Raw genomic sequence first — 22,110 nt, forward strand, 5'->3', positions numbered from 1 at the left:
TCTTGTAAGACAGATATTTTCTCTATCCCATAAACATAAAGGATGGGTATTTTGCCCATCCTCCAAAATCATCTAATAAGTATAGAGCGTCTGTACAAAATTATGAAGAACAAGACTGTTGCCAAGTCTGCTTCTTCTCAACTGTTTGCTGCTGACCAGGAGGTACAGTACGCTCACTCATAAAATAGATATCAAAGCTTTTCAGCTTCTTACCATCAGTATGTTGAGCGTTCCAAGTGCGGCAAAGATATTGAGCATAAAATGGATAAAGCTTTTTACCTATTGCTCTATTCAAGTTAATGAAATAAGTCCGCCATTGCATATTCTTGTAAATGGCACTGCGTAAACCCAAGTCTGGTTTATCCCAGTTGACTGGACTGCCTCCTCTAAAGATATCTACTTCTTTGCCATCTTCTAGGCGACCAGGAATTACATACCAGCCATCATCTCTAGGTGGTGCAGGTGCAAAAATACTCCAAGACTGGTCTAGGCGTGTAGCTTGTCCTATGAATTGTGTACGTTCCCAAGCTTTGCGTTTGAAGGCATCAGGCGAATAACTGCTAATATTCCAAACAAAAGTATATAACAGCAATACAAGTGCCAGAATATTGAGGATTCGTGATGAGCGAATCTGTATAGGTCGAAATTTAAAGGGTTTGGTGAAATTACCAGCGATTTTGCGATTAGAAGCTATTGTTTCATAAAACTTTGTACCCACTGCCATAACTGGCTGCCATCTCAAAACAGGAACGAGAAAGCGAAATACAGGAGAAAGACTAACTATATAAGCAATTCCCTCAAATTTGAAATGTCGATTTCCCTGCCAGTCTTCCACCACCCAGGAATTGTAGGTTTGCATATCAGTGTGGATATCTGGATACTCTTGTGCCATGAGTAAGGGTGTTCCCGGCAAAATCAATAGTGTCCGCAACAGATGCACTACTTTTTTACAGAAGCCACAGTCAGCGTCGAAGTAAATTGTTAAGCCTTGACGTTCTGGTGTTTCTAAAAGCTTGTGCAAACCATTCCAAAAGGAACTGGGGAGGAAAGCTAACCAACTAAAAATACTTAAGAATGGGAAAATACCCAAGTTCAACGTCAAACCAAATCCGGCGTGCAGCGAAATGAAGGTAATGATAGCGCACATCCGAAAGAAGCTATTACGGAAGGGAACGAACAGTAACAAAGGCCCTACCCATTCTAGCACCAGAGTAACGTGGGTAAAAAGGGTTAAAAGTGGTGAGAAGTTGAGTAAAAAATGACCGAAAGGCGTGACGTACTGGTCAAAACTGAGGGAATAGTAAACTGCACTCCCATCACCCCATATAGGACTTTTGGTTTTGAAGGCGGCGGAAAATATATAGATAAAGCATTGCTGGCACATCAAGGCAAAAGTCGCCCCAGACACCACTCTTTCCGGTAACTTACGAGTGGCAGTATTAAGAGAGCTTTCAATGGAGTAGCTAGCACCCCAAGGTAAAAACATTGCCCAAAACATCAGCGCCCGTAATACGTCATCGGCAGCAAAAATTAGTGCTGGGTTGCGGTTATGGAGAGAGATAAGTAATACCCAAGAGGCGATGGTTACTATGCGGGTACGATATCCCACCAGCATGAGAAGCGCCATAACAGCCGCAATGCCAAACAACACAGCTTGGAAGGTGGGTTCTCCGCTTAGGGCGTGGAGTGACCAATGCCAAGGTTTGCTGATGTCTTTTAGTAGGGCGAGGGGCATAACGCCTGCATCGGTGTAGTGGGCGATGTAGTCACCAAAGCGAATACCCAAATCAGCCAACAGCACCAACGATATACCGATGCGAAAAGCTGCTAGCGATCGCAAATCCAGCCCTAATACATCATCTAGTTGCTTTGTCAATATTTTTCTAACCATAAGAATTAAAAAGGGAGTAGGGAGTGGGGAGATGGGGAAAAAGTTCTCTCTACATTCAGCTCACTCATCCCCCTAATGTTTTTTTGAATTTTGTAGCTTGCTTCTCCGAAGGAGTATTTTGAATTTTTAATTTTCTGTCTCCCTCATCTCCTGACCTCTGGCTAATTACGAATAATATTGAGTGCTTTGAGTTGTTCTACTAACTCCGTCGTACGGGTGCGACGACCTGATGAATTGAGATGATAGTGGGTGTCGGCAAATAAACTAGAGTCTGTCTTTACGTTCAAGGTTTGTTTGTCATAAAGTACAGGGGCAATTTCACTTAACTTTTCAGCAGTTTTACTGATATTACCAAGGGTTTGACTATCTGTACTCGCATAAATCCAAGAAAGCCCCAAAACTAAAGTTGCGCCTTTGGCTTCGACTTCTTTTTTAAATTGCCGAATACGTCGTAAGGCATGAGGAGAAACTGGATCTTTAATTTTTAGTTGCCACCAAGCTGACTTGAGGCGCTTTTTCAGGACGGTGGGATCTCCATTAGCAGTGATGGGATCGGAGTAGTACCCAGTAAAGCGCCCTTTCTCTACTAAATCTACAGATGACTTGGTGACAGCTTTTAAAGTGGGAACACCAAGTAACATAATATCTTGGGCTAGTTGTTTGGCGGGTACACCCCCAAGTCCGGGTTTACCTATAGCAACACCAAACTGACCGGAGCGATCGCCAAATCCATCTTTTGCTTGTAATATTAGATACTCTGGAATCAGGACAACTATATCGCCTTTCTTAATAGCACTACTAACGCTGGGTAGGATAACATCTAAGCCTACTGGGCCATCCGTGGCCATGTTAATGGTTGGGATGCCTAGTTGTTGCTGCATCAATCCTGCATCTACAGTGTAGTGCGCCCCAGAACCGCCAAGAATCAAAACACGTTTGGGAGCTTGAACTTCACTGGCGAGCGCCATTTTCTGTTCATACATGATTCGCAGCCAACTGAGTTCGCCCCCATAACGGGCATTGTACAAGTAACCAACACCCCAAGCTAAAGCAGCGATCGCAAACCAACTAGAGAATCTCAAAAACTTGTGCATTAGAACTCAAAGTAGATGAATGGAGAAGGTTGATTAGCAGCTAACAAGATAGTGAGTGCAAGCAGCGTCCGTGCTATCCAGGGAGAGCGCAACAAATCATACTCTGATTCACACTTTCGCCAAATAGCAATGTGTTCCATTAGTAAAAAACCTATGGCTAGTACCAGCGTCACCGCCAGGGCAACTCCACTATTGCCATTAAATAGGCTAATTGTATTAAATAAATTCGATGGTGAATAAGCCCAAGGAGTTACTAATGTTTGCAGTTTGCTTACTAGACGTTCTGTGTTATTTTCCATGAAAAACAGACATCCAAAAACTACCGAGGTAAAAGTTAATGCCCAAGAAATAAACTGTGGCATGAAAAATTTTTCACCTACAAAACGGTAGAAAGGTCTTCCTGCATAACGTAGCACTAGTAGCAAAAACCCATGATAAGCTCCCCAAAGAATAAAATTCCAAGCAGCCCCATGCCAAAAACCGGAAAGAGTAAAAGTCACAAATAAATAGAAAGGAGCTAACTGATTTTTGGAACCCATCAAAGGCAAAAATACATAGTCGCGGAACCAATTACTAAGAGTAACGTGCCACCTGCGCCAAAACTCATTAATACTTTGAGATGTGTAAGGAGCAACAAAATTGAGTGTTAGCCTTACACCCATACACCTTGCCAATCCCAAAGCAACAAAACTGTATCCGGCAAAGTCAAAATAAATTCTTAAAGTAAATAAAAAAGCATTGAACCATACAGTCCAAGCATTACTAAATTCTTCTAATGAGATAAAAGGGGTAATATTATCTGCTAGGACAAACTTCATGAATAGCCCTAACGACAACCAACGAAAACCTTCATCTAAATTTTCTAAGGTAAACTTAAAACGAAACGATTCCATTTGAGGGAACAAGCTAGACTTGCGCTCAATTGGGCCAGCAACAACGTGTGGGAAAAAAGAAACAAAGTTTAAATAGTCAAGAGCTTTAATTGGTTTTTTCTTGCGGCTTTTATATGAATCTACTACAAACGACACCATTTCGAAAGTGTAAAAGGATAAACCAGGAGGAATCGCACTGCTTCCAGGGGCTTCTCCGTTGGCAATCCAAGCCTTTGACACTGTTGGAAATGCCATTCCTATAACGTTTTCTACAAAGAAATTGATGTATTTAAAGTATGCCAATATAGCCACATCAATAACAATTACGATAGTGGCGATCGCTTTAGCTTTCCATCCTTCTTGCCGCAGCATCCACCACACCATTACATAATTGAAGATGATTTCACAAATAAAGATGGCAAAACTAGAACGAGAAGCATTGACAAATAACAGCAAAGACATCGCCGCCAAGCCGACAGCATCAAAAGAACCTCTCCAGAGATTCAACGACTTGGCAATATAACGGACGGAAAAATAAGGGATGCTAAATAGTAGCAATACCCACCAGAACCCAAAATCTGAAAAGTTCAATTCACCACCCTCATGATAATTAATAATTACTAATTCGTAACTCGTAATTGAGCCTAGAATTACGAATTACGAATTACGAATTACGAATTAATTAACTGCCACTAATTTTGTTCCACAAACCGCCCCAAGCTTTTTCTTTAGGTGCTTCTTGAGGCTTGGTTGTAACTTCTGTTGCTTGAGTTGCTGTTTCCGCAGGGGTGACACCAACTTCATTCACTAGATATTGAGAGGCTTTTTCGATGGTGGGGTAGTCCCAGAGTAGGGTGGGGGGCAATTCTGCATCGAGCCAGTCTTCTAATTCACCGACGATAGTAACTGAATCGATAGAATCTAGCCCGTAGCGAGTTAAGGGTTCGGTAATTTTGATGGTTTGGGCATTAATTCCCAATTGTTTGGCAATTTGATTAACTAACCATCCTTGAATGGTGTCAACGGCGTTGCTGCTGCTAGGCTTGGAGTTGGAGTCTTTGAGTTGCATCGGTCGTAATCTCTTCTTGCTGAGGTTGTGCTAATTGGAATGGAACGATAGAAAACATCCGATTGTGGTTGTACAACCGGACTAACTCTTGGCTAACTGCCTCGTCGCTTAGGCGCGTTGGCAATGCTTTGGCAGGGCGGAAGGTTAGCAGCAGTTTGCGGAGGCTTAGAGCCAACCACTCACCGCTAGCAAAGAAGTCTCCTAAATGATGACGGTTGTAAAGCCACATATAAACACAGCTAGAAGCCGCGTGCAGAACGCAGTATTGTTTTGCTATGTCGAAGACTTCTGGTGCTTGTTCATGCCCAAACTGGAAGGTAGACTCTGTAATCTGATGATCAAGAGTCTTCAACTCTTCCTGCACCATCTGGAGCAGTTGGATAATTTGCTGCAACACCTCACTATTGAGGTGGGAGTCTGTTTGTAAATCAGATAGGGATGTCAGCGCTAGTTCTAGTCCTTGCAGCACATCATCTCCACCCCGGTTGACTAGTTCCAGTTTCTTCCCATCAAAAGCAGGTAGGGGCTGGGTTAAATCAAAGGTGGCTTGTAAACGTGCTTGTAAGGTGTCTTGGTTGCGTCCCGCGTTTTTGACGCGGGACTTGGTTAGCTGACGTAGTTGCAGCAACAGGGCATGGAGGTTAACTACAGTACTGCCATCAAACATACTGATGATGGCGTTATCCCGCAGTACTTTTTGGAAAATGCCCCAGTCGTGTTCCTCACGCATGTAAAAGCGTGACCCCAAAACGACAGAGACATTCTGCACGACTGTTTCTAAGGTGGTGGTGACGAAGTATTTCACCACGGCTGACCAAACGCTGATTTGCTCTGGCATGGTGTTAAAGCCACGGGCAACGCCAATGGTTGCACAGTCACAAATCAGGATATCTAGAAACGCATCTGTCAATGTGCGTTTGGGTTGGGGCATATCAAAGACGGTTTTCCCATATAACTGTCTTCCCAAAGCAAACTTGAGGGTAGTCCGCAGGGCGGTATCAGCAGCTCCTTGGGAAAAGGCAGCACACAAGGCGCGAGTGATTTGGAAGCCTTTGAGTGCCAGTTCTAACCCTACACCTTCTGCACCTAACCGCATAGATTCGGGGATGAAGCAGTTCTCAAAGCGGATACCGCTCATATCAGAACCGCGAATGCCGTGGGTGTAGATTTTTGGTAGGTGGGTGTAGTTGGCGGGGTCAATTTTGCTCTTTTCTACCATGAATAGAGAAAGGCTACGCGCACCGCCTGCTTCGTCGGTTTTGGCTAAGACGAAGGTAACACCGGAGATGGTGGCGCGGTTAATGGGCCATTTTTCGCCGTTGAGGATGTAGCCACCGGGAACTTTTTTGGCGCGGACATCACTAGCTAGCAAATCGCTACCGTGGGCTTTTTCTGAGTAGGCGAGGCACATTGCCCCGTTAGCATCTTTCATAAAGCTGGCCAAGGTGCGCTTCTGCTCGTCTGTGCCTGCCATCCATGTCAGGTATGACCAGAACATGGTGGTAAAGGCGATCGCACTTGTTTGGTCACGACGGGAAAGCACCCGCACAAAGGCGATAAACTCATCGAAGGAGGTAAATTCACCACCGCACTCTGCGGGAATGTAGTAGTGCTGGAGTTTCCAGTTGTAGAGCCAGTTGATGATCTCATGGGGAAACTCTTCTTTTTCATCCAGGTCAATTACCTGTTTGAATGACATTACACTATCTGGGTTGGTGGGGTCGCCTAAGTCCTTCTCTAATGCTTCAGCGATCCAATATTGCTTGAGTGGCTGCATAATTTCCTCCTTAGTGAGCAACTTGCACTTTTTGGAGCAAGGAATCTACTTCCCCTTGTAGTCGCCGATAACTGGCTGTATATTTGGGGTTTTCACTCCAGTCAGCTAAAACTTCCAACTCACCACCGAGGAAGCTGGCTTTGCAAGCCCGTCGTTGAATTTTGCCACTGGAAGTCTTGAGGACATTACCGGCCTTGACAAGCACTACAGCATATGCTTGTAATTCATGAATTTCGGCGATCGCTTGCTTAATATTGGTCAAAACCTCGTCTGGATTAAACTCTTCGGCATTGCGTTTCACTTCTTGAACAACTACCAGTTGTTCGACTCCATCCACATCGATAGAGAAGGCTGCGCCGTAGTCTGGGCGTAGGGCTGGGTGAATTTGCTGTACAGTCCACTCCAAATCTTGGGGATAGTGGTTAGTACCCCGGATAATAATTAAGTCTTTGATCCGTCCGGTAATAAATAACTCGCCACCCCACATAAAGCCTAAATCACCTGTACGCAGGAAGGGGCCTGCTTGTGTATCGGCAATCTGAGCGCGGAAGGTGCTTTCGCTTTCTTGTGGGCGTTGCCAATAACCACCTGCCACGCTGGGGTCTGCTACCCATACTTCACCGACTTCATCAGGCGCACAACGTTGTAAAGTATCTGGGTTAACAATTGCTACCTGTGTTTCACAAACTAAACGACCGCATCCAGGTATAGCCCGGACTCCATCATGCCAGTGAGTCGCTTCCACAATTTTGTTCTGCTCAATTTGCGATTTTTCTACCAAGCAGAGAACAGGTGGTTTGTTTCTGGAGCTTGTGGACACCAACAGGGTATTTTCTGCCAAACCATAAGCAGGGGCGAAGGTTTCCCACTTAAAGCCACAGGGGGCAAACTTCTCAAAAAATTCTTCCAAAACTTTGGGGTTAATTGGTTCTGCGGCGTTACCAGCTGCCACCCAACTGCTCAAATCGAGGGTAGCTAATTGTTGATCGCTGACGCGGCGAATACACTGTTCATAAGCGAAGTTCGGCGCTTGGCTATGAGTACCACGATAGCGAGAAATTGCTTGTAACCAACGTACTGGCTGTTTCACAAAGGACATGGGAGACATGACATAGCAGGGATGTCCGTTGTAGATTGGCACGGTCAGCCCTTCTACCAGTCCGTAATCATGGAAGTATGGCATCCAGGTGATGGAAACACTCTCATCATCATAACCACAGGCTTTTTGTAGGCAGGAGCAGTGGTGCATGATGTTGTGGTGACTAATCATCACACCTTTGGGTGTAGAAGTGGAGCCGGAGGTATATTGCAAATATGCCAAAGTATCCGGCTTAATATCTGGGTATTGCCATTGGTCTGCTAGTTCTAAGTCGATTTCTTCACTGGCAAACCAAGTCATTTCCTCAAATTCGGGAAAGTCTAGTTTGGCTGCTTGCAGAACACTCAATAAGTGCTGGTTGGTGAAAACAAATTTGGCATTTGCATCCTTGACAATTGCCCTTAACCGAGGCAAAGCACGTTTTAATCTACCAGCATCAGGAGGGGGGGCTGGTATAGCGATGACTCCGCCGTAAAGACTTCCCAGAAATGCTGCCATGACATCTAATCCCTGTGGATAAAGCAGCAAAATACGTTCTCCTTGGGCATGATGTTTCTGCAACAATGCACCAATGGCACGGGCTAGACGATCCAGTTCTTGGTATGTTAATTTGGGGCCTTCTGTTTTCCCGTCAACGAGGAACGTATAGGCGAGCTTGTCCGGCTGATGAGTAGCACGAGCGCGTAGTAGTTCAACGAGGGTAGAGACGTTTGTCATTGGCAACTCTAGGGATAGTTAGGCGGTGAGTCATTTACTGTTTCTGAAGGATTTTCAGAAACTAGGTCATCTTATACCTGAATCTTTTGGCAGATTCGCTGCTTCAGATATAAGCTAGCCAGGGATTTTTTTACCTATTAATTCAGTAATATTGACACAACCAATCTCTATATAGGAAGATGTTTTCGGTATTTTCACTAAAAAAATAAATTTACACTGTCACTCAATCTACCCTATTAAGTATCATACTGTTACCAAAAGTCTTGATTTAATCAGCTTTTAAATTACTTGTTAGGATGTAGTACTGTGAGGGGATTATAAATTTCTTATGAAAATTTTTAATTATTTAGTACTACTCATTAGTTATTTTGTAGTGTAGTGATCAAAAATTTAAAAGCGCGGAGTTACGTCGAGGATGATCTGAGAACGGAATGTTATAGTTATGTAACCAAGTAAGCTGTTATTATTGTGCTATTCGCGTGTCATCATTTTGATTTCATTAATGTCCTGTTTCTTTATAAGCAATTTAAAAAAATCAAAAGCCCCTGACAATTGACAATTGGCAGGAGTTTCATTCACTTCATTCACAAGGTATGGAGTTTTTTATTTCGCACTCACTAGCAAGTTTTGCTACTAAGCATTTTGCGAAATATTCTGGTGACAAAAGTAGCGTTTGTGCAGAATTACAGAGACGAAGTTAGTTAGCAAACAAGTAATGGCTAAAGCTAACAAAATATACGTAGGGAGCATAACTACGCCAATCATAAACCATGTATATACGTGGTAAATCATGAATGTAGCAAAAATACTTGCAAGGCTGACACTCCGCCAAATTTGATGACTTGAGCGACCAAGTATAGCCAGAATAACTGTCAACAATGTAGTGAGGAGGTTGGCTGGTACAAGAAACGCACAAATACCAATACAGTTGGTACGGGAGAACTCAGCGAAAGTGGAAAAATCGAGCATTAATTTTTTGGGGATAATGTTAGCATTTAATGGAAAAAATATGTTTTGCGATATGTCAACATAACATAGGATATATCTAAAGCAATTACTTCTAGAGTTATTTAACATAAATTAAATTTAACGCTTGACTATCATGCCAACATCTGCAATTGACGGTAAAGACGCAGCCGCTATCCAAGCTGCAACAGCAGGAGTTGCTGTATGCGATCGCTCTCATTGGGGACGTATCCGTGTTGGGGATGATGAGCGTCTGCGGTTTTTACACAATCAAAGCACTAATGATTTCCAAAAGCTGAAACCAGGACAAGGCTGTGATACGGTGATGGTGACATCAACAGCCCGGACTATAGATTTAGTAAGTGGCTATGTTCTCGATGATGCAGTATTATTGTTAGTTTCACCAAATCGCCGCGAATTTCTGCTGCAATGGTTAGACCGTTACATCTTCTTTGCTGATAAGGTGCAGTTAACAGATATTACAGAGGAAACTGCAACCTTCAGTATTATTGGGGCTGGTAGTGATGCGGTAATGGAAAAGTTAGGTGCTGGCGCAATTATTGATCAAGCATACGGCAATCACATTACCCTTGATGGGGGCGTTATCGTTGCTGTGGGTAGTGGTTTGGCTTCTCCTGGATATACATTAATTTTACCAGTAGACCAAAAGCAGCAAGTGTGGCAAAAAATTCTAGAACTAGGCGCGGTAGAATTGAGCGATCGCGCTTGGGATACCCTACGTATATTACAAGGAAGACCAGCACCAGATGCAGAATTAACTGATGATTACAATCCCTTGGAAGTAGGATTATGGCAGACTATTTCTTTTAACAAGGGTTGTTATATTGGGCAAGAAACTATCGCCAGATTAAATACATACAAAGGTGTCAAACAATATCTCTGGGGTATTCGCCTCAATGCCCCAGCACAAGTAGGTGATACTATTACTATTGGTGAGGAAAAAGCAGGTAAACTCACCAGTTATACAGAAACTCCCGATGGTCATTTTGGGCTAGGATATATTCGCTCTAAAGCTGGTGGTGTAGGTTTAAAAGTACAAGTAGGAAATGTTGAGGGAGAAATAGTAGAAATTCCTTTTGTTTCTCATGAGTATCCATAGAAAGGTTAGTTGACAATTGACAATTGACAGTTGACAGTTGACATTTGTTTATCTCCTTTGTCTTCCCCCTCTCCCCCACTCCCTCATCTCCAACAACAGTGGTATTGTAGATTGATGACAACGGGTGGAGCAGAGAGTTCATTATGCCAGATGTTCGCTTTGATAAATATTACCGTTACGAGGAACTGACAACAATTCTGCATGGATATGCACAGGAGTTTCCTCAACTCATCAAGATTGATAGTATCGGTAAGAGTTATGAAGGTCGGGACATTTGGTTGTTAACAGTTACCAACTTTGCTACAGGTGCGGATGAAGAAAAACCAGGATTATGGGTTGATGGTAATATTCATGCGATTGAACTCGCACCTTCCAGCGTTTGTCTCTATTTTTTGCAAACTTTAGTTACAGCCTACGGTACACACCCAGATATTACTCGTTGTTTAGATAGTCGCGTTTTCTATATTTGTCCCCGCGTTAACCCCGATGGTGCGGAGTTGGCGTTAGCGGATAAACCAAGGTTTCTGCGTTCTTCTACCCGTCCCTATCCCCATGATGATGATTACAACGAGGGGTTAGTGATGGAAGATATGGATGGTGATGGTCGGGTTTTACTGATGCGTATTCCCGATGATAATGGAGCTTGGAAAATATGTCCTAGTGAACCGCGTTTATTGGTGCGTCGTGAACCTACAGAAACGGGTGGTCAATATTACCGGGTGTTACCGGAAGGATGGATAGAGAATTACGATGGGGTAGAAATTAAGGTACAGCGTCCCAAGGAAGGGCTAGATTTGAACCGCAATTTCCCAGCTTTGTGGCGACAAGAATCTGAGCAGCCTGGTTCTGGGCCTTATCCTACATCTGAATCGGAAGTGCGATCGCTCGTCCAATTTGTAACCACTCATCATAACATAACCGGGGCTATCACTTTTCATACTTATAGCGGCGTTCTCATCCGTCCTTACACAGATAGGAGTGATGATGAGTTTCCAGTCAATGACATCCGCACTTATCAAAAAATTGGTGACAAGGGTACAGAAATTACTGGCTATCCGGCTATCTCTGCGTTTCATGATTTCCGCTACAATCCCAAAGATTGTATTACAGGTACATTCGATGATTGGGCTTATGAGTATCAAGGTTTATTTGCTTGGACTGTAGAAGTGTGGAGTCCGCAGCGCCAAGCTGGAATTACTGATTACAAGTATACAGACTGGCAACGAGAACATCCTTTAGAAGATGACTTGAAATTATTGCGTTGGAATGATGAACAGCTTGGGGGTAAAGGTTATGTTGATTGGTTTCCTTTTGAACATCCCCAACTTGGTAAAATCGAATTGGGTGGATGGGATACCATGTATGCTTGGGCAAATCCACCTTCAGATTTTTTAGAGAAAGAGATAGCCACTTTTCCTGAGTGGTTGGTTTGGCATTTGTTAATCTCTCCGCGCTTGGAAATTTACGATGCTAGTTACCAAGGTTTGGGGAACGATTTGTATCGTGTGCGTTTAGTTGTGCAAAATACAGGTTGGCTACCTAGTTACATCACCCAGAAAGCTTTAGAGAAGAAACTTGTGCGGGGTTGTATTTTTGAGATTGAATTACCAAATGGCGCTAGTTTGGAAGTAGGTAAAGCACAAGAGGAACTAGGCCAATTAGAAGGGCGTGCTTACAAACCCTCAACCCCTACCAGAAGACAAAGTGATCCAACAAGCGATCGCCTCAAGGTAGAGTGGGTAGTACGAGCGTCTTTGGGTACAAAAGTAAAACTCTTAGCCCGTCATCAACGCGCTGGCGTTGTCCGTACTGAATTGATATTAGTTTAGCTACTGGCTACAAAGACTCACATTATCTTCGGGTAATAACTTACAATTTCTAAGTGTTGGAACTGTTTTTTAAAAGGCGATCGCTAATATATAAATTGAGGCTATATTAATAAGCATCATTCAAAGTAACTTATTTCAACAAGCACAATCATTAAACTTTAATCTCTGTGCCTCCGTGCCTCTGTGGTTATTTTAAAACCCTCATTGCAACTCAAACAACCCATCTTCTCCTGGCTCAAAGTCAATCACTTGATACACAGAATCAAGATTTAATTCACCATAAATGTGAGGAAACAATTCTCCATCAGCCATCTCATAACGGATTTCAGATTTAACTTTATCAGAATCTATAAAAAGTAATATGACTTCTGTTTGATTCTGAAAAAATCTATTAGCAACCTTAGTTATTTGCGTTGCGTTAGAACAGTGAATAAATCCCTCAGTCTCAAGTGATTCAGCACGATAAATACCAATATTTTTGGCTTGTTCCCATTGTTGGCGTTTGGTAATGTGGAGGATGGTATTCATTAAGTAATGACTTTTAATATTTTGTAGGGTGGGCATTGCCCATCACTTCTTTAAGGAAAACTGCCATATATATCTCAACAAAATTTCCTTTGCGTCTTTGCGCCTACCCTGCGGGTTTCGCTTTAGGGGTATACGTAAGCTTAAAAACCTTTCGGAATACAAATATCAGGCGAACACAAACCATTAAATTCTACTGTTTTTACCTCCAACGTCTGCAAATCCACACGCCGAATTACATGATTATTTGTATCAGCAATAAATAAGTAGGAATCTATCGCACTCAAGCCTGATGGTTCAAAAAAGCTAGTATTTTTCCCTTGACCATCTTGTAACCCAGCAGAACCATTTCCCAAGACTGTTTGACAATTACCACTGTGAGGATTAACCATTTTGATTTTGTGGTTATATGTATCTGCTACCCACAAATAATTTTGAAAATATTCAACTCCTAAACAATGCTGTAACCGGACATTTTCCCCTTGTCCATCCACATCACCAAAACCAAATAAATCACCGCTACCACAAACAGTCCTGACTTGTTGAGGTTCTACCAGCCCTACACCACGAATAGAACTAATTTCACTATCAGCAATGTACAATTCATTTCCATTAGTAGTAATGCCACTAGGTTGAGCAAAAGCTGATTCTGTTAAGGAACCATCAAAACAGCCTTCTGCACCAGTACCAGCATAAGTTTTGATTATGCCGCTTGCTAAATCCATTTGCCAGATTTGATGCGGCCCAGCCATTGCAATATACAAGGTATTTTCTACCTTTACCAAATCCCAAGGGGAATTTAAAGCGGTTGTTAAACCAGCACCCCCATGTGGACGAATATTACGACTTTGTTCGCCTGTTCCTGCAATGGTTTCTACTGTTTGCTGCTTGATGTCTACTCGTCGCAAAGCATGATTTTCAGTATCAGCGACGTAAAGAATTTGCTTCTCCTCATCAAACGCCATACCTTGGGGTGCAGAAAATTGGGCTTCCTCAAAATTACCGTCAGTTAAGCCTGATTTTCCATTACCAATTAAATGCAGAATATCACCGTTGAAGTTACTGAAGACTATGCGGTGATGTCCAGAGTCAGCGACGAATAACCCGGCTGGAGTAGCTAAGACTTTACCGGGAAAGGCTAGAGGAGTGATTAATGGTTGATGTTGTTTTTCTAAAGTTAGGCTAAGTTCTTGAAAATTAATTGTGCCTTGGTTTTTATGTTCCTGAATTATTTGGGTGATGAGTTCGTCTAAAACATCTCGATTTCCTTCACCAGAGACGGAACCAACTACATAGCCTTTTGGGTCAATAACCATTAATGTAGGCCAAGCACGCACAGCATACTCTTGCCAAATACGAAAACCCTGATCTACTACTACAGGATGTTCGATATCGTAGCGTAATATAGCTTGGCGGATATTTTCGGTTTCCTGTTCATTGGCAAATTTGCCAGAATGGACACCAATAACTGTCAAACTGTCTTTATATTTTTGTTCTAGATACTTCAATTCTGGTAAGACATGCAGACAATTGATACAACAGTAAGTCCAAAAGTCTAAAATCACGACTCTACCCTTTAATTGCTTCATAGATAAGGGATGGTCAGTGTTTAGCCAAGGATAATTTTGTGGTAGTTCTGGCGCTCTTACACGAGGAGTCATAGATATTTTTAGTTGATTAAACTGGCTATCAACAGCTAGAGCTTTAATATCCTTGATTTGCTTGCTGTTTTAATTATATGTAGATAAAATTTGCAAGAATAACAATCCCTAGAATGTGGGTTTTACTCATGACAAAAGTCGAAGTTCTTCATCAACTTTACCTATTTTGAGGATTGCTTAAAATAGCTTTTGGTTGATTGGCATCAAATAGAGAAGCTGACAAAAGAATGACTGGTTTATTTGTCTGGTTTTCTCCGTAATGAATCATGCCAGCAGGTTCAACAAAGGAATCTCCTACAGTTAGTTGTGTAGTTTTTCCTTTTTTAAGAATTAATTTTGTACCGTTAGCTTTTGTAACTTGAGCTTCTCCTTCTACAACAGTATAAGCTAAAGTTCCTGCCTCTACTCTTACAATCTGCATCCCAGGATGAGTATGAGTAGGCAATTTTGTTCTGGGTGCGATCGCATATCGTACCAGTTCCATAATCTGTTTTTGATCTTGAGTGGGATAACCACTGGCTAAAACATCACGGGTAACAGATTGAGTATAAGTGTTGGGTGAGGAAGTTTGCTGGCTATTAGCAACTACGCTGCCAAAAGCTAACATTGCTAAAGTGAGCAGCAGAGACATCTTTTTCATAGGAAGATTTATATAGTATGTAATAAATATTACTTGTAATGTAAACTAATAAATAGATAAGCATGGGATTTGTAAATAAAATAGTCAAATTTGCTCATCTATTGCTAATAAAAGGCAGAGTGTAGATCAAAATCTGCGATCGCATTATCAATCTATTGAAAATCTAACTCTGATTGAATCTGCCAACGTCTACCATCGTGAATCAACAATGTGAGTTTGTTGGCGGTAAACTCAAAATTTAGCTGACGCTGGGCAAATTCTGGCCAAGCAGCGTGAAAGTTTTGTTTTTTTAAGTCTCGAAATGCCACAGTCATGTGTGGGGCAAAAGGTCGTTGCTTGCCAACTCGGTCTACAATTTGTAAGTTAGCTTCCATCTGTGCAGATAAATTTGCTTGCAAACTCAGCAATTTTGGACTCCTCACCACATTAATATAGATGACGCGAGGCGCAAAAGCAGCGAAATTATTAAGTGTAACTGGTATTGAATGTTGCTGGCTGGCAAACTCTCTCAAGGATGTTTCTAAAACTGATAAGTTATTATTTGCCCACTCAAAAGGCGGTTGCAGCGTAATATGTGGTGGCGACTTTTGCGCGTGGCTACTAGCGTAGTTGTCGGCAAAATATTGTTTGATTTGGTTAGCGTAGTCTTGGATATCTTGCGGCGGTAGCAAGGCGACGAAAAAACGGCTGTGGGAATGGTTCAAGATTTCATCAGGGGAAACTAGTTAAATTAGTTGGTAATCCACCCTATAGAACATATCATTTCCAAAGGTTGTAAGTAAAATGCCGATTTTCGTCAAAATAGAAGAGGGTAAGGTTGACAAATCTATTTTTGATCAATACGTACCTGCTCACCACGCCTACGTAAAAGATTTAATTGCCAAAGGACACAAAGCTAAAACAGGTTATTGGGCGCAATTTGGCGGCGGGATGTTGCTATTTGAGGCAGAATCAATGGCAGAAGCCCAGGCAATTATTGCGGCTGATCCTTTGGTCAAGAACGGTTGTGTTAACTATAAACTTTACGAATGGAAAATTGTGGTTGAGTAACACCCAGTTACAGAAAATTGGTGTTATACTATAAACAGACCTGGATCTATGCGGCTGCAACGCCTAAACCTTGTCAGGACCGGAAGGTAGCAGCAACACGGGATGCTTGTGGTAGGCGTAGTCTCCGGGTCGCCCTATTTCTAGGAGCTATCAGCAGCAATGCCTGGTTTTGGAGATATTGTTCAAAAAGCTTTTTACCTTGGTGTCGGGTTAGCTTCTTACGCAGGTGAGAAAGCTGTTTCTGCATCTGGTAAACTAAGTGAAATTAAATTAAGTGAACTGCGATCGCAAATCCAAAAACTGGCAGATGACATGGTTGCCAAGGGTGAGATGACCACAGAAGAAGCTCGTCGCTTCGTGGAAGACATGATGAAGCAAGCCCAACAACCACCAGCACCAGCTGAATCTCCAGAAAACTCACCAGCTTCTGAACCTCGTCGCATCGAAATTTTAGAGGAAGACGAAGAACCAACGGTGAGAGAGGCATCAACAGACAATGTAGAAAATGTAGATCAACTCCGTCAACAAGTGCTAGAACTGCAAGAAGAGTTGAAAAGATTGCAAAAAGATTAACTGAGTGTTGGGTGCTGAGTAATGAGTGCTGAGTGAAAAATTATTGCTTTTTCCTCTGTGCTTCCTCTACTCTTACTACTTCCCAGACAGGAATTAGCATCAGCACAATGTTAGCTTGATGTGCTACTACTAAGTTAAAAATCTATAATATATGTGATCTAGGGTGTACTTTAGTGCTTTCAGCCAAGCAGCACTAAGCGTCCTATTTTATTTAAGCCAGGGCGTTAAGTTTATGGATCAATGGCAAAAAGATTTGATGGAAATGGTAGAAACCGTGGCCGATGAAGTAGAACGCTTCCTCTTGGGAATGGGTGAAATGGTAGATGCCTTTTTTGAGCTAACAGAAGACTTTACCGAACAAGTGCAAAACACTTTCGCTAATGAAGTAGACCAGTATTTACAGGATATCACTGAGCCAATTCTGGATATTTACTGGGAACTAGAGGATGTTGTAGCAGATGTTGATCCAGGATTTCCTTACTCTGTGGAAGCTACAGCAGAAAAAAATGCCGCCTGTATAGGTTGTAGTAATTACCACGGTCATGTTTATGGTGGTAACTTATTAGTCTGTGGAATCCATCCTCATGGGTGGGATGATGGGAATTGCCCTGATTGGGAAAAGGAGTAGTAAGTGATGAGTGCTGAGTGCTGTTAGCGCAAGCGGCACGTTTAGCACGTGCTGCGTGAGGGGTGGTGAATGTTAAGTTATTAGTAGTAGTATTTACATTTTGGACTAATAATTTATGAGTAATTCTTCACCAGAGATTGTATCTCAGCCTAACCAAGAGCTTAAGTACGGCGAACGTAACATTGCGGAAGGGCAACTAATTACTTTTCCTAATCCGCGTGTAGGTAGAAGATACAATATTGAGATCAGTTTGCCGGAATTTACCTGTAAGTGTCCATTTTCCGGTTATCCTGACTTCGCAACAATTCATATTAACTATGTGCCTGATGAGCGTGTTGTGGAGTTGAAGGCGCTTAAGCTTTACATTAACAGTTACCGCGATCGCTATATTTCCCACGAAGAATCTGCTAACCAAATTCTCGATGATTTTGTTGCAGCGTGTGATCCCTTGGATGTGACTGTCAAAGCCGATTTTTCTCCCCGTGGAAACGTTCACACAGTCGTAGAAGTGCGACATAGTAAATAACAGGGAGTAGTGAGTAGGGAGTGGGGAGTAGGAACTAAAACGCCATTACCCATTACCCATTACCAAATTTCCAATTTTTATTTTGTTTTAAATTATTTAACTGTTTTGCTAAATAGGTTTTATATGATTATATAACTATAGAGAGATTTAATACGTAAAGGAGTCTCATGGTTAATTCGCTTGCAACTCCAGAACCGCAAACGCTAAAGCCGGGTGTGAAAGCGCCAGTGCAGGAGACATTACTCACGCCTCGGTTTTACACCACCGACTTTGATGCAGTGGCGAATTTAGATATTTCCGCCAATGAGACTGAGATTAGAGCGATAGTTGATGAATTGCGTGCTGACTACAACCGCCATCACTTCGTGCGTGATGAAGAATTTAAACAATCTTGGGATCATATTACCGGGGAAAAGCGCCGCGCCTTTATTGACTTTTTGGAGCGTTCTTGTACCTCGGAGTTTTCGGGATTTCTGTTATTTAAGGAGTTATCTCGCCGCATTAAATCGCGTAACCCTTTGTTAGCGGAAGCTTTTGAATATATGGCACGGGATGAAGCACGCCATGCGGGATTCTTGAATAAATCAATGTCCGATATGCGGCTGTCCCTAGACTTAAATTACCTCACCAAAAGTCGCACATATACCTTTTTTCCGCCGGAGTGGATTATTTATACAGTCTACCTATCGGAAAAAATAGGCTACTGGCGTTATATTTTGGTGCATCAACACATGCAGGAACATCCTGAATATCAGTTTTATCCACTGTTTAGGAAGTTTGAAAGCTGGTGTCAGGATGAAAACCGACATGGGGATTTCTTTAAAGCATTATTGCGATCGCAGTCTTCCCTATGGAAAACTTGGAAAGCACGGCTATGGGTACGCTTCTTCCTGTTGACTGTGTTCGCTACCCATACCATGACAGTATTTGAACGCGCTTCATTTTACGAATCGATTGGTATTCATCCGCGCAAATACAACAACAGAGTGATTCAAGAGACAAATAACACCTCAGCTAGAGCCTTTCCTATCATCTTGAATACCAACCACCCGGAATTTTTCTGGCGCTTAGAACAGTGTTCAGTCAATAACCTCAAACTGGCAGCTATTAACAATAACAAGCTACCCAACTTTATCAAATTTTTCCAGAGAATACCGCCGGCGATCGCTATTTTCTGGAATATGCTGAAGCTTTACCTCATCAAACCTATCGACACCGAAGCCACACGCGGCACAGTCCTTTAATTCTCTTTAGTCGGTAATGGGTAACAGGTAATCGTCGGTAATTGCCTGTTACCATTACCAATTACCAATTACCAACCCCCAAGATATGATAAGTGTTTAAGCAGACATAATATTATTGAGTTAAGGCTAACTCTGGTTGTGAGGTTTCTGGTTCTTCTGGTAAGCCGAAAATGGAACGATAGAGTTTATCGTATTCCTTAGCAGATTTGTACCAGCTAAAGTCTTGACTCATCCCCCGCTTTTGTAGTTCTTGCCATTGGGGTTTAAAGCGGAAACCTTCCCAAGCGCGAATCATACAGGTAAATAAGTCTAGAGGTTCGTAGCGGTCGAAGCAATAGCCTGTACCTGCGCCGTTGGTGGGGTCGTGGTGGGTTACAGTGTCTACTAAGCCACCTGTACGGCGGACAATGGGTACGGAACCGTAACGTAAAGCCATCATTTGGCTAATACCGCATGGTTCAAAGCGGCTAGGCATGAGGAAGGCATCGGAACCAGCGTAGATACGGCGGGATAAGGCATCGTTATAGAGGAGATAGGTAGCCATGCGTCCAGGAAAGCGGGAGGCTAGTTGCCACATCTGGGTTTCGTAATAGCGATCGCCTGTTCCCAACAGCACAAACTGAGCATCAGTATAAGCCATGAAGCGATCAAGCATTTGGATGACTAAATCCAAACCTTTTTGCTCGACTAGCCTTGTCACCATGCCGATTACAAAGGCATTGCGGTTAACTTCTAACCCCATTTCGTCTTGCAAAGCGATTTTGTTGGCTTTGCGTTTATCTAAAGTATCACTCGTAAAAGTTTGTGGAATATATTTATCTGTTTCTGGATCGTAGACTTCCGTATCTATACCGTTAACAATTCCCGATAATTTGCCACTGATAAAAGACAACAACCCTTCAATTTCTTCACCGTAAGCTGGAGTCTTGATTTGCTCGGCGTATGTGGGGGATACTGTATTTACTCTGTCAGCAAACTGCACAGCCGCAGCCATCGTATTATGCCCCTGCATATACCAAGGACACCAAGTGATTTTCTCTAAATACCAACGCCAAGGGCCTTGATAAGCTAAGTTGTGAATTGTAAAAACTGTACTAATATCCGGTGATTGGTGCATCCATACAGGAATCATTCCTGTGTGCCAATCGTGACAGTGAATAATCTCTGGTTTCCAGTAATTCCAGCAGAACTCAGCCGCACCGTTGGCAAAGAAGGTGAACCGCCAGTCTTCATCATCTCCCCCATAAATCTTGCGGGGGTCGAAAGCTGGATGCCCAAATAAATACAAGGGAACATCAGTACCAGGCAGAACTGTTTCGTAAACTGCAAAGTCCTGAAACATGGCGTATCCCTTCCAAATCGGTTCTTGGGGAATTTCCATCTTGTCTGGCAAAAAGCCGTAATAGGGCAAGAAAATTCTCACATCATGCCCCATTTTTCTCAAGACTTTAGGTAATGCACCCACAACATCACCCATTCCCCCTACTTTGGCAATGGGTGCTGCTTCTGCTGCTACAAATAGAATCCGCATGGTATTTTTTGTTTCCCCGATTCTGCTTAATTCGTAATTTATAATTCTTAGTTCGTAACTAATTATAGGTTACATCTTTTACTATTTTTTCATGTTTTGCAGCAATATTTTCAGCCCTCCTGATTTTATGTGTTAGTCTCCGTGGATGTTTGGAAATCTGATAAGTATAGGGAAAGGAAGCCTCAAGAGCTTGGGGTTTTCAAATTCTAATGTTAGCAATAATACTTTTAAAACATTTCTTAAGTACAAAATTTCCAGTTTAAGTATAGTTCAAAAGTTAAGTATGAATCCTCTAACTAATTCGTTAACCTTAATATTTACGTTTCTGTAATCTTCACTTCAAAGTAAAAAATCTCTCAAGGCGATAATGATGAATGAGACGATTACAAAAATATGAAAGCGTGAAAACAAAACTCCTCATTTCTCCTCAAGAACTCACGTCTTTATTAGCAGAAAAATCATTAAGAACAGCCATTATCGATACGCGCAGTCCTGAAAATTATGCTGTTGCTCACATTCCGCAATCTATAAATATTCGAGATTTTTTCACCTATCTTTTAGAAGATTCTTCACCTATAGGTTTAAAGAACTTGCAAGAGCATTTTGCAGAGATTATGAGCAAGTTAGGAATATTTAGTGGGGAAAAGATTATTGTCTATGAAGATGCCATAAATAACGGTTATGGGCAATCTTGTCGAGCCGCTTTTTTACTCAAGTATTTGGGTTGCGCTCAAGTTTCGATTCTGCATGGAGGATATCAAGCTTGGTTGGCGGCTGGTTTACCCACTACAGATGAAGTTCCTGAAAGAGAAAGCTGCATTTTTAGATTGCGTCCTCAAGCTGAAATGATGGTGACTACGAGCGAGATGTTAGCAGCACTTGATAACCCAGCAATTATAAAATTAGATGTGCGCGATCGCAACGAATGGCAAGGGCTAATTTCTTCTCCTTACGGTACTGATTTTTGCCCCCGCAAAGGCAGGATACCCAATGCTATCTGGATAGAATGGCATCGGTTTATGAAAACTGATTCTGGCATACCTATGTTCCGTTCGCCAGTAGAAATTTTAGAGATTTGTCAATCAGTTGGTATTACTTCTGAGTCTACAGTGTATGTATACTGCTTTAAAGGTTCTAGAGCAGCTAACACACTAATTGCTCTGCAAGAAGCTGGAATAAACGCTAGAAATTATTTTGGTTCTTGGAATGAATGGTCACGCGATTTTACTTTACCCGTTGATAGTAATGTAATTAGTAATGTATAACAAAAATTATCAAACTCAAATGTTACATTTGGT

Annotated in this window: 20 protein-coding genes and 1 other RNA gene; 9 read left to right on the plus strand and 12 right to left on the minus strand. The window is 42.2% G+C overall.

All coding sequences use genetic code 11. From position 1 onward, the window contains the following. Positions 1 to 100: 100 nt before the first annotated feature. The 7 genes from NSMS1_RS02505 to NSMS1_RS02535 form a co-directional block, all read right to left on the minus strand. Complete coding sequence (locus tag NSMS1_RS02505; RefSeq protein ID WP_224090670.1) at positions 101 to 1,891, minus strand: HTTM domain-containing protein; 1,791 nt, start codon at positions 1,889 to 1,891, stop codon at positions 101 to 103. Positions 1,892 to 2,052: 161 nt separating this feature from the next. Beyond that, entirely contained in the window at positions 2,053 to 2,985 is a 933-nt protein-coding gene (locus NSMS1_RS02510) for a hypothetical protein (protein WP_224090671.1), read from the minus strand. Continuing rightward, complete coding sequence (locus NSMS1_RS02515) at positions 2,985 to 4,448, minus strand: MBOAT family O-acyltransferase (protein ID WP_224090672.1); 1,464 nt, start codon at positions 4,446 to 4,448, stop codon at positions 2,985 to 2,987. Before NSMS1_RS02515 ends, NSMS1_RS02510 begins: the two co-directional genes overlap by 1 nt. Positions 4,449 to 4,539: 91 nt before the next feature. Continuing rightward, a complete protein-coding gene (locus NSMS1_RS02520; RefSeq protein WP_224090673.1) occupies positions 4,540 to 4,926 on the minus strand; it encodes an acyl carrier protein in 387 nt (128 codons plus the stop codon). Continuing rightward, positions 4,895 to 6,703: an acyl-CoA dehydrogenase gene (locus tag NSMS1_RS02525; RefSeq protein ID WP_224090674.1), complete on the minus strand. Its 1,809-nt coding sequence runs from the start codon at positions 6,701 to 6,703 to the stop codon at positions 4,895 to 4,897. Before NSMS1_RS02525 ends, NSMS1_RS02520 begins: the two co-directional genes overlap by 32 nt. A gap of 10 nt (positions 6,704 to 6,713) precedes the next feature. Further along, positions 6,714 to 8,519, minus strand: a complete 1,806-nt coding sequence (locus NSMS1_RS02530) for a fatty acyl-AMP ligase (protein ID WP_224090676.1) — start codon at positions 8,517 to 8,519, stop codon at positions 6,714 to 6,716. A gap of 633 nt (positions 8,520 to 9,152) precedes the next feature. Further along, positions 9,153 to 9,488, minus strand: coding sequence for a hypothetical protein (locus tag NSMS1_RS02535; protein ID WP_224090678.1), 336 nt, complete (start codon positions 9,486 to 9,488; stop codon positions 9,153 to 9,155). A 133-nt stretch (positions 9,489 to 9,621) separates the two neighbouring features. Between NSMS1_RS02535 and NSMS1_RS02540 the strand changes: the two genes are divergently transcribed. Then, entirely contained in the window at positions 9,622 to 10,605 is a 984-nt protein-coding gene (locus NSMS1_RS02540) for a YgfZ/GcvT domain-containing protein (RefSeq protein ID WP_224090679.1), read from the plus strand. Between the two features lie 143 nt (positions 10,606 to 10,748). Continuing rightward, complete coding sequence (locus NSMS1_RS02545) at positions 10,749 to 12,434, plus strand: M14 family metallopeptidase (RefSeq protein ID WP_224090680.1); 1,686 nt, start codon at positions 10,749 to 10,751, stop codon at positions 12,432 to 12,434. A 201-nt stretch (positions 12,435 to 12,635) separates the two neighbouring features. Here the strand turns inward: NSMS1_RS02545 and NSMS1_RS02550 are convergent, their stop codons facing one another. The 4 genes from NSMS1_RS02550 to NSMS1_RS02565 form a co-directional block, all read right to left on the minus strand. Continuing rightward, positions 12,636 to 12,962, minus strand: coding sequence for a DUF952 domain-containing protein (locus NSMS1_RS02550; protein WP_224095433.1), 327 nt, complete (start codon positions 12,960 to 12,962; stop codon positions 12,636 to 12,638). Between the two features lie 140 nt (positions 12,963 to 13,102). Continuing rightward, positions 13,103 to 14,620, minus strand: a complete 1,518-nt coding sequence (locus NSMS1_RS02555; RefSeq protein ID WP_224090681.1) for a thioredoxin-like domain-containing protein — start codon at positions 14,618 to 14,620, stop codon at positions 13,103 to 13,105. Between the two features lie 157 nt (positions 14,621 to 14,777). Continuing rightward, a complete protein-coding gene (locus tag NSMS1_RS02560) occupies positions 14,778 to 15,260 on the minus strand; it encodes a cupin domain-containing protein (protein ID WP_224090683.1) in 483 nt (160 codons plus the stop codon). Positions 15,261 to 15,412: 152 nt separating this feature from the next. Next, the gene (locus tag NSMS1_RS02565; RefSeq protein WP_224090685.1) at positions 15,413 to 15,964 is read right to left on the minus strand and encodes a 2'-5' RNA ligase family protein; all 552 of its coding nucleotides are present in this window, start codon (positions 15,962 to 15,964) and stop codon (positions 15,413 to 15,415) included. Between the two features lie 79 nt (positions 15,965 to 16,043). Between NSMS1_RS02565 and NSMS1_RS02570 the strand changes: the two genes are divergently transcribed. The 6 genes from NSMS1_RS02570 (at position 16,044) to acsF (ending at position 19,281) form a co-directional block, all read left to right on the plus strand. Then, positions 16,044 to 16,310, plus strand: a complete 267-nt coding sequence (locus tag NSMS1_RS02570) for a YciI family protein (RefSeq protein WP_224090687.1) — start codon at positions 16,044 to 16,046, stop codon at positions 16,308 to 16,310. A 37-nt stretch (positions 16,311 to 16,347) separates the two neighbouring features. After that, an RNA gene (gene ffs, locus NSMS1_RS02575) (signal recognition particle sRNA small type) lies at positions 16,348 to 16,444 on the plus strand. A gap of 25 nt (positions 16,445 to 16,469) precedes the next feature. Next, positions 16,470 to 16,883, plus strand: a complete 414-nt coding sequence (locus tag NSMS1_RS02580; RefSeq protein WP_224090688.1) for a phasin family protein — start codon at positions 16,470 to 16,472, stop codon at positions 16,881 to 16,883. Between the two features lie 232 nt (positions 16,884 to 17,115). After that, positions 17,116 to 17,511 carry a hypothetical protein gene (locus tag NSMS1_RS02585; protein WP_224090689.1) on the plus strand — a complete coding sequence of 132 codons (396 nt, stop codon included), beginning with the start codon at positions 17,116 to 17,118 and terminating at the stop codon, positions 17,509 to 17,511. A 115-nt stretch (positions 17,512 to 17,626) separates the two neighbouring features. Then, positions 17,627 to 18,037 (plus strand): preQ(1) synthase, encoded by a 411-nt coding sequence (queF, locus tag NSMS1_RS02590; protein WP_224090690.1) that lies wholly within the window; start codon positions 17,627 to 17,629, stop codon positions 18,035 to 18,037. A 167-nt stretch (positions 18,038 to 18,204) separates the two neighbouring features. Beyond that, a complete protein-coding gene (gene acsF, locus NSMS1_RS02595) occupies positions 18,205 to 19,281 on the plus strand; it encodes a magnesium-protoporphyrin IX monomethyl ester (oxidative) cyclase (protein WP_224090691.1) in 1,077 nt (358 codons plus the stop codon). A gap of 112 nt (positions 19,282 to 19,393) precedes the next feature. Here acsF and glgA read toward each other — a convergent pair whose 3' ends face one another. Then, positions 19,394 to 20,812, minus strand: coding sequence for a glycogen synthase GlgA (glgA, locus tag NSMS1_RS02600; protein ID WP_224090692.1), 1,419 nt, complete (start codon positions 20,810 to 20,812; stop codon positions 19,394 to 19,396). 401 nt (positions 20,813 to 21,213) lie between these two features. On the opposite strand from glgA, the gene NSMS1_RS02605 reads away from it, so the two are divergent. Continuing rightward, a complete protein-coding gene (locus tag NSMS1_RS02605; protein ID WP_224095039.1) occupies positions 21,214 to 22,077 on the plus strand; it encodes a sulfurtransferase in 864 nt (287 codons plus the stop codon). The last annotated feature ends 33 nt before the right edge of the window (positions 22,078 to 22,110 follow it).

It is taken from the genome of Nostoc sp. MS1, from assembly GCF_019976755.1.
In the GTDB taxonomy this organism is placed as follows: Bacteria; Cyanobacteriota; Cyanobacteriia; order Cyanobacteriales; family Nostocaceae; genus Trichormus.

What these genes read in the sequence shown, in the direction of transcription:
- NSMS1_RS02505 (WP_224090670.1), bottom strand. Translation starts at nt 1,891, where the DNA reads ATGGTTAGAAAAATATTGACAAAGCAACTAGATGATGTATTAGGGCTG.
- NSMS1_RS02510 (WP_224090671.1), bottom strand. Translation starts at nt 2,985, where the DNA reads ATGCACAAGTTTTTGAGATTCTCTAGTTGGTTTGCGATCGCTGCTTTA.
- NSMS1_RS02520 (WP_224090673.1), bottom strand. Translation starts at nt 4,926, where the DNA reads ATGCAACTCAAAGACTCCAACTCCAAGCCTAGCAGCAGCAACGCCGTT.
- NSMS1_RS02525 (WP_224090674.1), bottom strand. Translation starts at nt 6,703, where the DNA reads ATGCAGCCACTCAAGCAATATTGGATCGCTGAAGCATTAGAGAAGGAC.
- NSMS1_RS02530 (WP_224090676.1), bottom strand. Translation starts at nt 8,519, where the DNA reads ATGACAAACGTCTCTACCCTCGTTGAACTACTACGCGCTCGTGCTACT.
- NSMS1_RS02535 (WP_224090678.1), bottom strand. Translation starts at nt 9,488, where the DNA reads ATGCTCGATTTTTCCACTTTCGCTGAGTTCTCCCGTACCAACTGTATT.
- NSMS1_RS02540 (WP_224090679.1), top strand. Translation starts at nt 9,622, where the DNA reads ATGCCAACATCTGCAATTGACGGTAAAGACGCAGCCGCTATCCAAGCT.
- NSMS1_RS02545 (WP_224090680.1), top strand. Translation starts at nt 10,749, where the DNA reads ATGCCAGATGTTCGCTTTGATAAATATTACCGTTACGAGGAACTGACA.
- NSMS1_RS02550 (WP_224095433.1), bottom strand. Translation starts at nt 12,962, where the DNA reads ATGAATACCATCCTCCACATTACCAAACGCCAACAATGGGAACAAGCC.
- NSMS1_RS02555 (WP_224090681.1), bottom strand. Translation starts at nt 14,620, where the DNA reads ATGACTCCTCGTGTAAGAGCGCCAGAACTACCACAAAATTATCCTTGG.
- NSMS1_RS02560 (WP_224090683.1), bottom strand. Translation starts at nt 15,260, where the DNA reads ATGAAAAAGATGTCTCTGCTGCTCACTTTAGCAATGTTAGCTTTTGGC.
- NSMS1_RS02570 (WP_224090687.1), top strand. Translation starts at nt 16,044, where the DNA reads ATGCCGATTTTCGTCAAAATAGAAGAGGGTAAGGTTGACAAATCTATT.
- NSMS1_RS02580 (WP_224090688.1), top strand. Translation starts at nt 16,470, where the DNA reads ATGCCTGGTTTTGGAGATATTGTTCAAAAAGCTTTTTACCTTGGTGTC.
- NSMS1_RS02585 (WP_224090689.1), top strand. Translation starts at nt 17,116, where the DNA reads ATGGATCAATGGCAAAAAGATTTGATGGAAATGGTAGAAACCGTGGCC.
- queF (WP_224090690.1), top strand. Translation starts at nt 17,627, where the DNA reads ATGAGTAATTCTTCACCAGAGATTGTATCTCAGCCTAACCAAGAGCTT.
- acsF (WP_224090691.1), top strand. Translation starts at nt 18,205, where the DNA reads ATGGTTAATTCGCTTGCAACTCCAGAACCGCAAACGCTAAAGCCGGGT.
- glgA (WP_224090692.1), bottom strand. Translation starts at nt 20,812, where the DNA reads ATGCGGATTCTATTTGTAGCAGCAGAAGCAGCACCCATTGCCAAAGTA.